The organism is Streptomyces sp. NPDC000941, assembly GCF_053599555.1.
Map to the genome: position 1 here is coordinate 1 of NZ_JBSFMM010000228.1, position 17,522 is coordinate 17,522.

Consider the following 17,522-nt stretch of genomic DNA (forward strand, 5'->3'; position numbering starts at 1 on the left):
TCCCAGGGGCGCGCTCCTGACGGCGCCGCCGTGGGGCGCCGCCGAAGCCACCGAGAGCGGGGCCGTCGCGGGCGGGGCCGCCGCCGTCGTTGTGGCCGTCGTTGTGGCCGTGGTCGCCGCGGGCGGGGCCGTCGCGGGCGGGGCCGTCGTGGGAGCGGGAGACCCGGAGGGCCTGCGGAGCGGGAGCGGGAGCGGCCGTGGGACCGGGAGCGGGGCGTGCTGAACGCGCGGCGGGGGCTCCACCGCCGCCTTCTGCCAGACGGCGCCGGAGGCCGCTCCGGCGGCCACGGTGAGCACCGGATTGCCCTGGCCGTCCTTGCCGGACAGGTTCGTCGGGGCGTCGATCCACCACACGGGACAGCCCAGCCGCTGCGCCAGCATCCACACCACCTCGTCGGCGGCGGTACCCAGCCCGGCGTGCGAAAAGACGACCTCGGTGCCCCTTTCCTTGGCTATCAGGGTGGGGTCCCTCGCCACCATCTCCAGGAACTCACTGATCGGCCCCCGGAAGTCACGGCCTCCGATGGCCATCAGAATGGTGTCCGGGTCCTGCGGATCCAGTTCGGCGCGCACCAGGTGGGGGACCTTCGCGGCCGCCTGCTGGTTCGGATTCCGGTTCCGCCATGGCGCGTCCACCAGACCGCCGGACGTAATGACCTGCGCCAGGTTCACCCTCGACTGCGGGCGCGGCTCCCCCGTGACGTCACGACCGCTCCCCTTGGCCCCGTCCAGGACCGTGTCCATGCCGGTGGCGGTGTCATCGAACGCCCCGTGCACCTCCAGGTTGAACGTGGCCGCCACGTCCGTGTCGAACGCGTCCCGCCCCACGGCGAACGCGTGGGTGAGCGCGGCCCGCAGCTTGTTGAGGTTCGACTCGTCCACGTCGAAGGGCGGGTCCATGTGGAGCACCTGCTGGGCGAGGTCGTCCAGCTCCATCTCGGTTGTGCTCAGCAGTTCCATGGTCTTGACCCGCGCCCAGAGCATCCGCGACCGCTCCGCCTCAACCATCGGACGGCGGCCGGACAGCTTCAGGACGGTGACGGCCTCGGCCTTCGCTTCATCCCCGTCCAGCCACTCGGCGGCCTCCCGCACCACCGGCAGGTCCACGAACTCCCGCAACGGCAGCCCCACGCGCTCCCCCTGCGGGCCGCGGGGCCGTGTCTCCCACGCCGTCGCCGCCGCGGCCAACACCCGGCGGGCGACGTCCTGGTCCACCCCGGACGCGGCCTCCGGACGAGCCGCGATCACCTGCCGCAGCAGATCCAGCATCAGCGGACCCGCCCGCCGGAAGTCCGGGTCGGCCAGCCACATCGAGTCCACCGCCGCCACCCCCCGCAGCAGCTCCCCGAAGTCGGCACGGTCCTCCACATAGAGCCCAAACATCAACTTCAGCGCCCGCAACGCAATCAGCGTCCGCTCCCGCACCGCCGCCGGCACCGCGTCGGCCCCCGAGTGCAGCCCGGCCACCACCGCGAGCCGGTCCAGCTCCGCGCCCTCCGGCTCCGGCCGGCCCGGGGCGAACTCCCGCAGCCGCCCCTGGGGATCGACGAACAGGGACCGCACGTACTTGCCGTCCACCTTTCCCAGCCCCTGCGGGCCGTAGGAGACACGCGCCCAGCGTTGCGTCGCGTTCATGATGTGCTGCGCCAGAGAGACCTGCCGCAGCGGATCGGCCACGAACACCTCGGGGGCGAAGGTGCCCCTGTGGGCGGGACCCCTGCTGTTGCTGTCCTTGGGCGACCCGATCCAGCAGCAGGAGATGTCCAGCCAGCGGTCCTTGGGCAGCCGGGACACCAGCCACGTCACCCACGCCACCGCATCACCCTCGCCGAGGAAGCGTTCGGCCACGTCGTTCCCGTCCCACAGCGTCAGAATCACGTAGCCCGGCAAGCCATGCAGGGTGATGCGGTACGCATCGCTCTCGGGGAACGGACTGCCCTCGGGACCCGGACGCGGCAGCTCCTGCTCCAGGGCATGGGCGTTCAAGGCGCTGTGGTAGTGGGTGAACGTCGTTATCCGGTCCGCGTGGCGGCTCGGCTCCTCGAAGTCCCTCGCGTACTCGCCGGGCTCGAACGAGGCGTAACCGACCTGTTCTTCGATCGCCTCGCTGACGACCGGCCACATCACCACTTTGTGGTACCAGTCGGGCACGCTGTCATCGAGAACGGGCCCCTGACCCGGCCGGAGCGGAACCCAGTCGCCCGTGGGGACTCCCGGCCGTGCAGTGACCGTGTCGATGCCGACCTTGCCGATATCGCTCTTCTCGTCAGGCCGCGGGCTGACCTTCACCTCACCGCTGTGCGCCCGCACCACCAGGCCAGTGCGGTCCGCGAGCTTCTGCAACAGCGCACTATGGCGGCCCAGGAAGGGAATGGCCAGCACAATCGGGGTGCCCGGCGGCAGACCCGCCCGCGCGATGTCCGCCGCCACCAGCTCGATGAACTCCTCGACGTCCACATCCACCGTCGAACCGTCCGGAAGCCGAACCACCACCTTCCCGTCCCGCCAGTCGGCCCCGACGACATACGGCCGCGTCCCCTTCGGCCACGGCGTCTGCCGCCCGGGGCCGCCGCCGAGGGCCAGGGAACCATCCGCCTGCGGCGTAAGTACATCGCTCCAGTCCGTGTCCAGCTCCAGGCCATCCATGGCCCCCATGACGTCCGGTCCCAGCCAGTTGATACCCGGCACCCGGTGTCCATCCACCGTGAAGTAGCCGCTCTGGGCCGGCCCGGTCGCCCCCAGCCTCTCGAGGTGGAACGCGCGCAGCGCCGCCAGGCTCCCCGCCCGCCCGGCCGCCTCGGCCTCCACCACCAGCCCGAGCAGCCCCGCACGCACCGACTGGTCCACCGGCGCACCCTCCGGCAGGTGCAGCACCCGACGAGCCACCACATCCACATCGAACGGATCGCCCCGCAGCGCCCGGTCCCGCTTGTGCAGAGCCTCCAGCCGCTCCGCCGCCGCCGCGTCCGGGGAGAGGGCGAACCCGACCGTCGCCTGCCGCCCCAGCACCTCACGCGGCACACCGGAAAGCGCGACCATCTCGTCCGAGGGTTCCCCGGGAGCCCACTGCACGTAGAACGGGAAGTCCTCCGCGGCCAGCCGCTCCTCCCCCTCGGACAACACCTGAAGGATGTCCAGCACCTGCTTCAGATGGCCCATGAACACCGCGTACGCAGCCCGCGCCCGCCACTCGCCACCACCAGCGACATCGGCACCGTACCCGGTGATGACAATCCGCGGCAGCGCCGCGCCCACCTTCCGGTTCCGCATACCGGCAGACACCACCTTGAGCGCCAGCGCCCTGATGGCCCGCTGCCCGTCCCCGGACGGGCCCGTCCAGTCCGGCGCGAACTCCACCACGCTCAACGGCGGCAACTCGGGAGGCAACACGGCCGCCTGCGGAGCGAGCGGGGCGGGCGCCTGCGGGGCGAGCGCGGCGGGAGGCGCAGGTAGCGCGGTCGGCTGCGGAGCGAGCGAGACGGGCGGCTCGGACGTCTGCGGGGCGACCGGCGCGACGAACACCCGCGCAGCGGAGTCCCCCGACGCGGATGTAGACGGCACCGACAGCGCCCGCACCGACGCCCGCGCCCCGGCACCGTCCGCACCGGAAACCCCGGGCACACCCGGGGCCGCGGCCCCGCCGGAGCCCTCGGCCGCCTCCAGGGCGGCACCCGCCCGGCCCGCCACCGAGGGCTCCGGAGCCTGCTCCCACGCCCGCTCAGCGACATACCGCGGCGTCAGATCGAGGCGGGACAGCTCCAGCTCCACCCCGACCTCACCCGCGGCCGACACCAGAGCCAACGGCAGCACCTGCCACCACACCAGCGGGGCCCCCCCGGACTCGGAGACGTGCGCGTTGACCAGATCCATGTACTGGTTGACCACATCCAGCAGACCACTCCAGGTCAGCGGGGAAGCATCCCCCCTGCCCGCCCGCCACTGATCCAACGCCCGGAAACCACGCAGCAGAGCCTCGAACACCGCCTCGTCATCCTCCAACAACGGCCCATACACCAGCCGAACCGCCCGCCACCACCGCGCCACATGCCCAGCCCACCGCCGATCACCCGCCACCCGCTCAGCCCATACAGCCAGCCGAACCGACGACGGCTCCGGACGGAACCCCGCCAGCGAGTCACCCTCCTCCAGCCGCAGCCACGTGACCTGCTTCTGCCCACCGTGCCCGTCCGCCTCCCTACGCGTGGCGAACCCGGGCTCCCCACCCAGAGCAGAGGTCCACAACCACCGGTCAAAGCGGTTGGACAGCACCTGACCCGCCACCGGCCACTGAAGCGGATCACGACCATACGCATACGGACCCGCCACATCCGCACCCACCCACCACACAGCCGTATCCCACGACGCTGCCGTCAACGCCGGCACACGCGCGAAGAGATAGTCCACCACCCGCTCGTAGACGAACGACACAATCGACCCACCCTGGACCGGCAACCGTGCCACGGTCCCGTCCCCGTCCACACCGACCAGGAACACCTTGCCGAACGGCGCCTTCTTCCGCGGGCCCTCCGCCACCACCGCCGATGCCCGGTATCCGTTGCCCCCCTCCAGATCCCACCGCACCTCCGTAAAGTGATCCACCTCCGGCAGCAGACCGTAGGACCCCTGCCGACGCAGCCACGATCCGCCTGCTCCACCCCCCCGCAGCGACACCCCCACCTGCACACCCGACGCATTCCGGTGCTGCACCTGCGACACCTGATCCACCGGAACCCCGGTACCATCCAGCGCCTCGATCTCCGCAGGCCACTCGATCACGGCCGGTGCCGGCCCCTCACGCAGGACCCGCAACGCCTCCCGCACGCCCTGGACCGCCTCCTCGACACGCGCACGCTCACCAGCAGGCACGGCCCCGGCCGCCAGAAGCCCGGACACCTTCTCCACCGTCGCGGCCGCCTGCCGATACGCCGGACTGTCCGCGGACAACCGGACATGCCCCAGGGCATAACGGCCCAGCGCGTCGGCCGCGGTCATCCCGTCCAGCTCGCCCAGAATGCGCAGATGGGGGCCGTCCGCCCGCGGGATGCCCTCGTCGAGCAAGGTCAGGAACGGGGCGAATCCCCGGACCACCGGGTCGCCCAGAATCCGCTCCACCGACCGGCTCAGCACGTCGGGAGACAGCGGAACCGAGGCCGCCACCGCCCGCTCGTACATCGCCCTGCCGAGTTCCGCCAACTCGGCCTCGGCCTGCTCGATCTGCTCCTCGGTCACCCACCGGTGGTCGAACCCGTACGCCCGAAACTCGTCCACCATCAGCGCGACCAGCAGCCGGCCGCCACTGGTGTCCAGGGCCGGGAGCTCGTCCATGCCGACCGACTCGTACGTGCCGATCCGCCTCCCCTGGGACGTAAGCCCCGTCAACGCGGCAGTCAGATGCTCACGCGCGGACGGAACGTCACCGACTTCGGGATCGCGGACCTCGACGTCGAAGAACCCCTCCGGAACAGCCCCCCCGCCCGGCTTGAAGAGCCGGAAATGGCGCTCCATTTCGACCTTCAGCATGTCGTGGGTGATCGCGCTGAGCCCGTCATGACGCTCATCAAGGAAGCCCCGCGTACCAGGCCGCAGAGCCCGCCGGTCACTGTCGAACGCGTGCCGCGACGCCACCGCCAGCCAGTTCTTGAGCAGTTGCGGGTACGTGACGTTGAGCGGCCTGGCGGCGACGTGGGTGAACGCCCGCCACGCGTACCCCCAGGCCTCGTCCACATCCGGAATGGCCGACAAGAACGCGACCAGCTCCACCGGCACCTCACCACGGCCAGTGATCCTGCTCGCCAGCTCCCCGGCGACCCGCCGCCCGAAGTCCCGCCCCGCCCAGGCCAGATGACGCAGTTCCCTGGGCCACATCCGATCGATGGAGTGGTGCCAGAGCATCGCGCGGCCCACCGCGGCGGTACCCAGGGAGAACTGCCCGTAGGAGCGGCCGTTGTGGCCCACGGCGAGGGGAAAGACCGTGGTCACCTGGCCGACCTCGGTGATCTCCCACTCGGGAAGATCACCCAGAAGCTCCACCAACGGCCTCGGCCGCCCGCCCCGCCCGGCCACGCCCGTCCGCGCCAGCCGGTCACGCACCAGCCTCCGCCGGGCCCTCGCCTCCTCCAGCGACTGCCACCGCTCACCCGGAACCAAGGCCGCCGGATCAACGACGACCTCCGGGATGTAGATAACGACCCGTTCGCTCCCTGGGGGCGCTTGGGACGCATTATCAAAAGGCATCGGGGAGTCGGGGTGGCGCCATTGGAAGATTTTGTCGACGACGATCTTGACCCCAGGGCCTTGCGCCAGCACCACCTTCATGAAATCGGGCTCGTCCGGGGGCTCCGGAATGCGGATGCCGAGCCTCCGCAGAACGTCATCAGGGAGGGGACCGATATCGAGCGGATACCGGTACTCGATCTCGGGGCCGAAGGCCCCGTACTCATCACGCACCGCCGGGTCCAGCACCGCCTGTGCCACCGACAACGACTCCACGAACGGCTCCAGCGCGTCCGCCACCACCCGCCCGGACGGACCCACCACCACCGCTTGCGCGTCAAACAACAGCCCCACATCCGGCGGATCCGTCGACACCCGGCGCCCCTTGCGCTTCGACGCGTCCACCCACACCACACCATCCGCCGTGTGATACGCCGCGAACGCATGCCCCAACCCGTCCTCCGGCCGCCGCCCCCGCTCCAACGACACCGACCCCGGCCGCCGCGCCAACACCAACGCCACCGAACCCGGCCCCGCCAGCCGCGCCTTCTCCAGCGCATCCACCACCGCCCCCCACGAACCCACCCGACCCCACCCAGGACCCACCACCAGACGAGACGCCGCGTCACCCCGATCCAGCACCGACTCATCCACCACACCCCCCGCCCGCACACCCGACGCAAGCAACCCACCCGGATGCAACTCATCCCGCAACGCACCCAACAGCTCCAGACACCGCCGCTCCGACACACCACCCGACGGCACCGACACCGCCACACCATCCACCAGGCCCTCCAACTCCCCACGGCCCAGCACCCGGGGAGCGGGCGCCGGGGCGAGGGCCGGACCGCCGTGGAGCGTCGCCGTCCCGTCCTCGTCCGCCCCGTACGGAGCCCCCACGGCCACAGCCGCCGAGGGCGGAGCCGAGGTCGTCGCGGGAGTGGCAGGCCCGGTGGGCGTGCCGAGCGAGAGCGGGAGCGGCCGAGGGACCGGGCGCGGGGCGTCCTCGATGGGCAGCTGCGAGAGTTCCACCTCCGCCTTGTGCCAGATGGCGCGGGACGCCGCTCCGGCGGGCACGGTGAGCACCCGATTGCCCAGGTCGTCCTCACCGGACAGGTCCGTCGGGGCCTCGGTCCACCACACCGAACGGCCCAGCCGCTGCGCCAGCCGCTGCGCCAACTCGCCGACGTCGACACTCAGCCCGGCGTGCGAGAAGACGACCTCGGTGCCCACTCCCTTGGCTGTCAGGTCGGGGTCGTTCGCCATCACCTCCGGGAGTTCATCGACCGGCACCCGAAACTCGGTGTTTTCGATGGTCAGCACGATGATGTCCGGATTTTGCGGGTCCAGATCGGCCCGCACCAGATGGGGGACCTTCACGGCCGCTTGCTGTTCCGGGTTCGGGCTCGGGTTCGGGCTCGGGGCCGGGGCCGGGGCCGGAGCCGGGTTCGGGCTCGGGGCCGGGTTCGGGGCCGGGTTCGGGGCCGGGACCTGGTTCCGCCACGGCGCGTCCGCCAGACCGCCGACGTCGCGAACCTGCGCCAGGCTCACCGCCGACTGTGGCCTCGGCTCCCCCGAGAAGTCACGAGCACTCCCCCGGGCCCCGTCCAGGACCGTCTCCATACCGGTGTTCTTGAACGCCCCGTACACCTCCAGGTCGAACGCGGCCGCCACATCCGTGTCGGACGCGTCCCGCCCCACCGCGAACGCCCAGGTGAGTGTGGACCGCAAGTCGTTGCGCTCCGACTCGTCCACATCGAAGTCCGGTTCCAGATGGAGCACCCGCTGGGCGAGGTCGTCCGCGTCCACCTCGTCGAGTGAGCTCAGCAGGTCCATCGTCTTCACCCGCGCCCAGAACATCCGCGACCGCTCCGCCTCGGTCCACCGACCGGACAGGTTCAGGGCAGTGACGGCCTCGTTCTCCGCGTCAGGCCCGTCCAGCCACTCGGCGGCCTCCCGCACCACCGGCAGGTCCACGAACTCCCGCAACGGCAGCCCCGGACGCTCCCCCCGCGGGCCGACGGGCCGCGTCTCCCACGCCGACGCCGCCGCGGCCAGCACCCGCCGGGCGACGTCCTGGTCCACTCCGGACACGGCCTCCGGACGCGCCGCGAACACCCGCGACAGCAGATCCAGCGTCAGCGGACCCGCCTGCCGGAAGTCGTCGTCGGCCCGCCACATCGAATCCACCGCCGCCACACCGCGCAGCAGCTCCCCGAAGTCCGCACGGTCCTCCGCATAGACCCCGAACATCGACTTCAGCGCCCGCAACGCATCCAGCGTCCGCTCCAGCACCGCATCCGGCACCGCATCCGGCACCGGACCATTCCCCGAGTGCAGCCCGGCCACCACCGCAAGCCGCTCCAGGTCCGCACCCTCCGGCTCCGGCCGCCCCAGCTCCCACCCCCGGGCTCGCCCCTGGGAATCGGTGAACAGGCCCCTCGCGTATGTGCCGTTCGCCGCCAGCTTCGCTATCCCCTGCTCGCCGTAGGAGGCACGTGCCCAGAACCGCGTCGCGTTCACGATGCGCTGCGTCAGAGAGATCTCCCGCAGCGGATTGGCCACGAACACCGCGGGAGAGAAGTCGTTCCTGCGGGCGGGACCTGGTCTGTTGCTGTCCTCGGGGGAGGCGATCCAGCAGCAGAGGAGGTCAAGCCAGCGGTCCCTGGGCAGCCGGGACACCAGCCACTTCACCCACGCCACCGCCTCGTCCTCGCTGACGAGGCGGGTGACCGTCCTGTTCCCGTCCCGCATCGCCAGGAGTACGTAGCCCGGCAAGCCATGCATGCCGATGCGGTGCGCGTGGCTCTCGGGGAACGGACTGCCCTCGGGACCCGGACGCGCCAGCACCTGCTCCATCGACTGGGCCTTCAAGGAGCGGTAGAAGTTGACAAACGCCGTTGTCTGGTCGCTGTGGCGCTCCCCCTCCTCGAAGTTCCGCGCGTATTCGGCGGGGGTGAACGAGGAGTGGCCGATCTGCTCACCCTTCGCCTCACTGACGATCGGCCACAGCACCACGTTGTGGTACCAGTCGGGCACACTCTCATCCAGAACCGGCCCCTGACCCGGCCTGATCGGAACCCAGGCACCCACGGGGACCCCCGGCCGCCCGGTGACCGTGTCGATACCGGCCTTCCCGTCGGCCCGCACGCTGAACGAGACCTCACCGCTGTGCGCCCGCACCACCAGGCCGGTACGGTCCGCGAGCTTCTGCAACAGCTCGACGTGGCGGCCCAGGAAGGAAACGGCCAGCACCAGCTCGGTGCCCGGCGGCAGACCCGCCCGCGCCACATCCGCCGCCACCAGCTCGATGAACTCCTCGACGTCCACACCCACCCTCGAACCGTTCGGCAGCCGCACCACCACCTCCCCGGCATGCCAGTCGCCCCCGACGACGTACGGCCTCGTCCCCTTCGGCCACGGCGTCTCCCGCCTGGAACCGCCGACGACGGTCAGGGAACCGTCTGCCTGCGGCGCGAGGACATCGCTCCAGTCCGTGTCCAGCTCCAGGCCGTCCATCGGCCCCATGACTTCCGGGCCCAGCCAGTTGACACCCGGGACCCGGTCTCCCCCCACCGTGAAGTAACTGCTCTGCGCCGGCCCGACCGCCCCCAGCCAGTCGAGATAGAACGCACTCAGCGCCGCCAGACTGCCCGCACGCCCCGCCGCCTCCGCAGCCGTCACCAGACCGAACAACGACGCACGCACCGCCTGATCCACCGGCGCACCCGCCCGCAGATGCAACACCCGACGCGCCAGCACATCCACGTCGAACAGCTCGTTCCGCAGCCTCCGGTCCCGCCTCTGCAGAGCCTCCAACCGCTCCATCGCGGCCGCGTCCGGGGAAAGGGTGAAGCCGACCGTCGCCTGCCGCTCCAGCACCCCACGCTCCACACCGGCAAGCGCCACCACCTCGTCGGAAGGCCCGCCCGGAGCCCACCGCACGGAGATCGGGAAGTCCGCCGCGGCCAGCCGCGCCACCCCCTCGACCGGGGTCCCCTGGAGAACGCCCAGCACCTGGTCCAGCTCGCGGGTGAACTCCGCGTACACGGCCCGCGCGCGCCACTCACCACCATCAGCGACATCCGCGCCGTACCCGGTGATGTCAGTCCGCGGCGGCGCGGCACCCGCCTGCCAGTTCCGCAGACCAGCGGCCGCCACCTGGAACACCGGCATGCTGAGGGCCAACCGCCCGTGCCCGGACAGGCCCGTCCCGTCCGGCGCCAACTCCACCACACTCAGCGGCGGCAGCTCGGCGGACGGCACGGACCTCTGCGGAGCGAGCGAGGCAGACGGCGCGAGAGGCGCGGCCGCCGACGGGGCGTACGAGGCGGGCGGCTCGGACGCCTGCGGGGCGACCGGCGCGACGAACACCCGCGCAGCGGAGTCGGAGTCCCCGGACACGGGCGTGGACGGCACCGACAACTCCCGCACCGACCCCCGCGACCCGGCACCGTCCGCGCCCGAAGCCCGCGGCACGCCCGGGGCCGCGACCTCACCGGCCTCGCCGGTCCCGCGGGCCTCACCGGCCTCGCCGGTCCCGTCGGCCGGCCCGGGGGGCGCGCTCCTGGTGGGGCCGTCGTGGAGCTTCGCCGGAGCCGCCGAGGGCACGGTCGCCGCCGTCGTAGTCGTCGTAGCCGCGGGCGGGGCCGCCGCGGGAGCGGGAAGCCCGGAAGGCCTGGGGAGCGGCCGCGGGACCGGGCGCGGGGCGTTCTGAGTGCCCGGCGGCGGGGGCTCCGGCAGCGCCTCCTGCCAGACGGGGGCGGAGGCCGCTCCGGCGGGCACGGTGAGCACCGGCGCGCCCTGGTCGTCCGTGCCGGACAGGTCCGTCCGGTCGTTGGTCCACAGCACAGGACGGCCAAGCCCCTGCGCCAGCAACCACGCCACGATGTACATGCGGGGAGCGGTCCTGGCGTGCGACAGGACGATCTTGGTGCCCTTTCCCTTGGCGGTCAGGATGGGGTCGTTCGCCATCAGCTGCAGGAACTCAATGACCGATATCCGGAACACACGGCCGTCGATGTCCAGCTCGATGATGTACGGGTCCCGCGGGTCCTGTTCGATCCGCAGCAGGAAGGGGACCGGCTCGGTCGCCTGCCGCTTCCGGTTCCGGTTCCGCCACGGCGCGTCCACCAGCCCGCCGGACGTACGGATCTGCGCGAGGTTCACCCGCGGCCACGACTCCCCCGTGAAGTCACGGCTTTTCCCCTCGACCCCGTCCAGGACCGTGTCCCTGTCGGTGGCGATGAACGCCGAGTTCACCTCCAGGTGGTACGCGGCCGCCGCGTCCGTGTCGGACGCGTCCTGCCCCACGGCGAACGCCCGGGTGAGCAAGGTCCGCAGGTCCTCACGCTCCGACTCCCCGACGCCGACGCCCGGGTCCAGGTGGCGCACCCGTATGGCGAGATCGTCCACGTCCACACCAGGCTTGCTCAGCAGGTCCATGGTTTTCGCCCACGCCCACAGCATCCGCAGCCGCTGCGCCTCATCCAACGGGCGGGGTTCGGGCAGATTCAGGACGGTGGCGGCCTCGGACCTCGCCTCATCCCCCCGCACCCACTGCGCGCCCAGCCGCACCACCGGCAGCTCCACGAAGTCCCACAGCATGTCCACACGCTCACCCCGCGGACCACGAGGCCGTGCATCCCACCACGCCGCCGCCGCGGCCAGCACCCGGCGGGCAACATCCTGATCCACCCCGGACGCCGCCTCCGGACGCGCCTCGATCACCCGCGACAGCAGATCCAGCGTCAGCGGGCCCACCCGCCGGAACTCCGGGTCGGCCAGCCACATCTCGTCCACCGCCGCCACACCCCGCAGCAGCTCCCCGAAATCGGCACGGTCCTCCGCATACACCCCGAACATCAACTTCAGCGCCCGCACCGCTATCAGCGTCCGCTCCCGCACCTCCGCCGACGCCGGGTCACTCCCCGAGTGCAGCCTGGCCACCACCGCAAGCCGGTCCAGCTCCGCGCCCTCCGGATCCGGCCGCGGCAGCTCCCAATCCCGGGCCCGCCCCTGGGGATCGGTGAACAGGGTCCGCACGTACTTGCCGTTCCTCTGCAGCTTCATCTCCGACTGCGGGCCGTAGGAGACACGCGCCCAGCGCCGCGCCTTGTTCACGATGTGCTGTCCCGGAGACAGCTCCCGCAGCGGATCGGCCACGAACACTTCGCGGTAGAAGAGGGATCCCACGGCGGGATCCGGCCTGTCGCTGTCCTTGGGGGAGGCGAGGCAGCAGCAGGCGAGGTCGATCCAGCGGTCCTTGGGCAGCCCGGACACCAGCCACGCCACCCACGCCGCTGCCTCGTCCTTGTCGAGGGAGCGGTAGTACACGCGGTCCCCGCTCCGCACCGCCACGGCCATGTAGCCCGGGATGCCATGCGCGCTGATGCGGAGCGCGTCGGCCTCGGGGAACGGGCTGCCCTCGGGACCCGGACGCGGCAAATCCTGCTCCGGTGAAACGGTCTCCGAGGCGAAGCGGAAGTCGACGTACGTCGTCATCCGGTCGCTGTGGCGTTCGTTCGCCTCGAATGTCTCCGCGTACTCGGTGGGGAGAAACGAGGAGTGGCCCATCTGCTCGCCGATCGCCTCGCTGACCATCGGCCACATCACCACGTTGCGGTACCAGTCGGGCAGCCCGGCATGGAGAACCGGCCCCTGGCCGGGCCGGAGCGGGAACCAGGCACCCTTGGGAACTCCCGGCCGTCCGGCGACCGTGTCGATACGGCCCTTCCCGCCGGCCAGCGGGCTGACCTCCACCTCACCGCTGTGCGGCCACACCACCAGACCCGTACGATCCGCCAGCTCCTGCAACAACGGGCCATACCGGCCCAGGAAGGGAACGGCCACCACGATCGGGGTGCCCGGCGGCAGCTTCGCCCGCGCCACATCCGCCGCCACCAGCTCCACGAACTCCTCGACATCCACGTCCAGCGTCGAACGGTCCGGCAGCCGCACCACCACCTTGCCGTCCTTGCTGCCGTCGCCCCCGACGACATACGGCCGCGTCCCCTTCGGCCACGGCGTCACCCGCCCGGGGACACCGCCAAGGACCGGAGAGCTACCCGCCTGCGGCGTCAGGACCTCGCTGAAGTCCGTGTCCAGATCCAGGGCGTCCGACTCCAGCCAGTTCAGACCCGGAATCCGGTGTCCCCCCCGCGTGAAGTGACCGCTCCGGACCGACCCGGCCGCCTCCAGCCTCTCCAGATGGAACGCCCCCAGCGCCGCCAGGCTCCCCGCCCGCCCGTCCGCCTCCGTATCCCGCACCAACCCGAACAACTCCGCACGCACCGCCTGATCCACCGACGCGTCCTTCGGCAGACGCAGCACATGACGAGCCACCACATCCACGTCGAACGGGCTGCTCCGGAACCGCAGGTCCCGCCCGTGCAGAGCCTCCAACAACCGCTCTGCCGCCGCCTCGTCCAGGGCGGGTGGCTCGGCCGTCTCCGGGGCGGGTGACGCGGGCGCCGGCGGGGCGACCGGCGCGGCCAGCACTCGGTCGGCGGAGTCGGTGGCCTCCCCGGTGAGTGGCCGGGCGGCGGGGAGCTGTGCGATCCCCCTGACAGCCCCGTCGAGGGCCTCGGACTGCCGCGGGGAGGCCGGGGCCGGGAGGGCTGGTGTGGGCGGTGCCTCCGTCAGCGGGATACGGACCGCTGTAGCACCGGTTTCCCGCTCGTCGGGCACCAGCAGCAGACCCGAGGAATCCGCGGACAGCGTGTACGGCACCGCCGGGAAAACCTCCAGCACCTCGGCCGCGTTGGCCGCACGCCCGATCCACCCGCTGTCCCCGTACAGCAGCGCACCACTGGGCTCATGCAGGAAATCGGCACCGAACCGCCGCCAGCCCTCCGGCTCCAGCACCCGCCCCACACCATCAGGACCACCGGGAAGCCTGACCCGGCCCGCGTCACTGACCTCGTAACCCAGCGGCTCCGAACGAGAATCCGCCCGACGCTCGAAACCGAACCACTCCTCCCGGCCCTTCCCCTTGCCCGCGGACACCCCGGCAGACGCCTCAGCAGACGCCTCGGCGGCAGGCACCTCCACCAGCGCGGCAGACCGCGGCCCCGCCACCGTCACCACACGCCCGATCGGCCAGTGCGCCGCCAGCGGATCCACACCCGCATCCGGCGAACCGCCCCGCAAGCCCCCCAGACGCGAACCCAGCCGCCGCACATCCGACCACCGTGGAAGGCCACGGCGCCCGGGGCCTCCCAGCCCACCGGCGGTACCCGCCCGGCCCGCCACCGAGGACTCCGGGGCCTCCTCCCACGCCCGCCGGGGTTCATACCGCGGCGTCAGATCGAAGCCAAGGAGGTCCAGGTCCATCCCGACCTCGTCCGCGGCCCACTCCAGGAACTGCGGCAGCGCCTGTGCCAGTGGCGGGGCCGGCTGCCCGGAGGAGACGAAGTGCTCGTCGGTCAGGGCCCGCAGACGGCGCCAGGTCAGCGGGGAAGCGTCACGCCGGCGCGCCCGCCACTCATCCAGCGCGCGGAAACCACGCAGCGCAGCGTCAAACGCCGCCCCGTCGTCCTCCAGCAACGGCCCGTACACCAGCCGGACCGCCCGCCACCACCGCCGCACATCCCCAGCCCGCCTCCGATCACCGGTCACCCGCTCAGCCCGCACCGCCAACTGCACCGACGACGGCTCCCGACGGAACCCCACCAGCCGGTCGCCCTCCGCCAACTGAAGCCGCACCACCGGATCCTGCCGGGTGACACCGTCCTCGCCCACCACCTCCTCGACACCCGAGGCGAACCCGAACTCCAGACCCAGGGCGGAAGCCCACACCCCCCGGTCAAAACCGGTGCCGTTGGCCAGCGCCTGACCGGCCAGCGGCCACTCCAGCGGATCACGACCAGCCGCATACGGGCCCGCCACATCCGCACCCGCTACCAGCACATCCGTGTCCCACGACGTCTCCGTCAACTCCGGCGCACGCGCGAAGAGATAATCGATCACCCCCTTGTAGCCGATCGCCACACCCGAAACACCCGAACCGTCCTCGGACCGCACCGGCAACCACGCCGCGGTCCCGTCCCCGTCCAAACCGACCAGGAACAGCCTGCCGAACGGCGCCTTCTCCCACGGGCCCTCCGACACCACCACCGGCGTCTCCGCGCTGCCGTCCGGCTGCTCCCACCGGACCTCCGTGACGTGGCCCACCTCCGGCAGCAGGCCGTAGGACTCCTGCCGCCCCAGCCACACCCCGCCCCCGCGCAGCGACACCCCCACCGGCGCGCCCGAACGGTTCGAGTGCTTCACGTGCCACACCCGGGCCGCGGGAACCCTGGACCCGTCCAGCGCCACGATCTCCGCCTCCGCCAGCCACCCGATCGCGGGCGGCGTCGGCGCCTCGCGGAGAACCTTCAGCGCCTTCTCCGCACCCCTGACAGCCTTACTGACGTCCTCGCGCTCCCTGGCGGGCACGGTCCGGTTCGCCAGGAAAGCGGACGCCTCCCCCACCACCTCGGCCAGCAGCCGATACAACGGATCGGCTGTGGGCAACGGGGTGCCCAGGGCGTAAAGACCCAGCGCCTCGGCCGATTCCTGCTCGCCCCTCACGGTCAGCAGCCGCCGCGGCGCGCCGTCCACGTGCGGCACGCCCTCGACGGCCAGCCGCAGGAACCGGGAGAAGTCCCGCACCACCCGGTTGTCCAGAATCCGTTGCACCGACCGGTGCAGCTCCTCGGGGGGCAGCGGGACCGAGGCCGCCACCGCCCGCCGGTACAACCGCTCACCGAGGGCCGCCAGTTCGGCGTCGGTCTGCTCGATCTGCTCCTCGGTCATCAAGGGGCCGTCCGCCGCCACCGCCAGCGCCCGGAACTCGCCCAGCAGCAGCGCGACCGACAGCCGGGCACTGTCGGTGTCCAGCGGGAACTCCGCCATGCCGAGCGTCTCGGACGGGGTGGTCTGCCTCCCCTGGGACGTACGCCCCGTCAGCGCGGCCGTCACCTGCTCACGTGGGGAGAGCATGTCGCCGACCGCCCTGTCGAAGAACCCGTCCGGGACGGCTTCGCCCGGCTTGTACCGCCGGAAATAACGCCTCATCAGCGCCGTCAGCTCGTCGTGAACCAGCTTGCTGAGCGCGTCGTGATCCTCGTCGAGAAAACCTCGCGTGTCCGGCCGCAGTGCCCGGCGGGCGCTGTCGAGCGCGTGCCGCAGCGGCAGCGGCAGCATGTTCTTGAACAGCTGCGGGGGTTTGGTCGCCGGCTGGGCGGCGGCCTGGTTGAACATCTGCCAGGCGTATCCCCAGACCTCGTCCACATCCGGGATGACCGACAGGAACGGCAGGAACCTCGCCGGTACCTCGTCGCCACCCATGATCCGGGTCACCAGTCGCCGGGCGGCCCGCTGCCCGGCCTGCCGCCCCGCCACGAACAGATCCAGCAGGTACGGCGCCGACAGCCGCCCAAGAGCGTGGTCCTGGGCCGCCCTGAACCCGAACGCCGGGGTGCCCAGAGTGGGCTGGTGGTAGGAGCGGCCGTCATACCCCAGACCGGGAGGATCAACGATGACTCCCTGGCCGAGTTCGGTGATCTCCCACCCCGGAAGGTCTTCCAGAAGCTCCCGTAGCGGTATCGGACCGCCCCGCTCGGCCGTGCGCGCCAGCCGGTCACGGATCAGCTTCCGCTTGGCCTCCGCCTCCGCCAGGGTCTGCCGTCGCTCACCCGGAATCGAGACCGCCGGATCGACGACGACCTCCGGGATATACCTGGTGACGAGTTCACTCCCCGGGGGCACTTGAGGCGCACCGACGTCATAGAGCCGCTGGGTGGCGGGGTCGAGCCAGAAGGGCGTCGAGTCGAGGGCGATCTTGATGCCGGGACCTTCGGCGAGGATCTCCCCCCGCATATCGGGCGCCTCTTCGGGGTCCTCCGGGATGAGGACGCCAAGCCTCCGCAGCAGGTCGGGGAGGAGGGGGACGGTGAGCGGATAGCGGTACTCGGTCTCGGTGCCGAGGGCCCCGTACTCATCGCGAACCGCCCCGTCCAGCAACGCGTGCGCCACCGATGACGACTCCGCGAACGGCTCCAGCGCGTCCGCCACCACCCGCCCGGACGGACCCACCACCACCGCTTGCGCGTCAAACAACAGCCCCACCTCCGGCGGATCCGTCGACACCCGGCGCCCCTTGAGCTTCGACGCGTCCACCCACACCACACCGCCATCCGCCGTGTGATACGCCGCGAACGCATGCCCCAGCCCATCCACCGGCCGCCGCCCCCGCACCAACGACACCGACCCCGGCCGCCGCGCCAACACCAACGCCACCGAACCCGGCCCCGCCAGCCGCGCCT

General features: G+C 71.7%; 1 protein-coding gene. It reads right to left on the reverse strand.

Annotated features, from left to right (window positions below; genetic code table 11):
• A partial coding sequence (locus ACWDSL_RS43975; RefSeq protein WP_450494133.1) for a lonely Cys domain-containing protein occupies window positions 1–17,522 on the reverse strand: 17,522 nt, incomplete at both ends.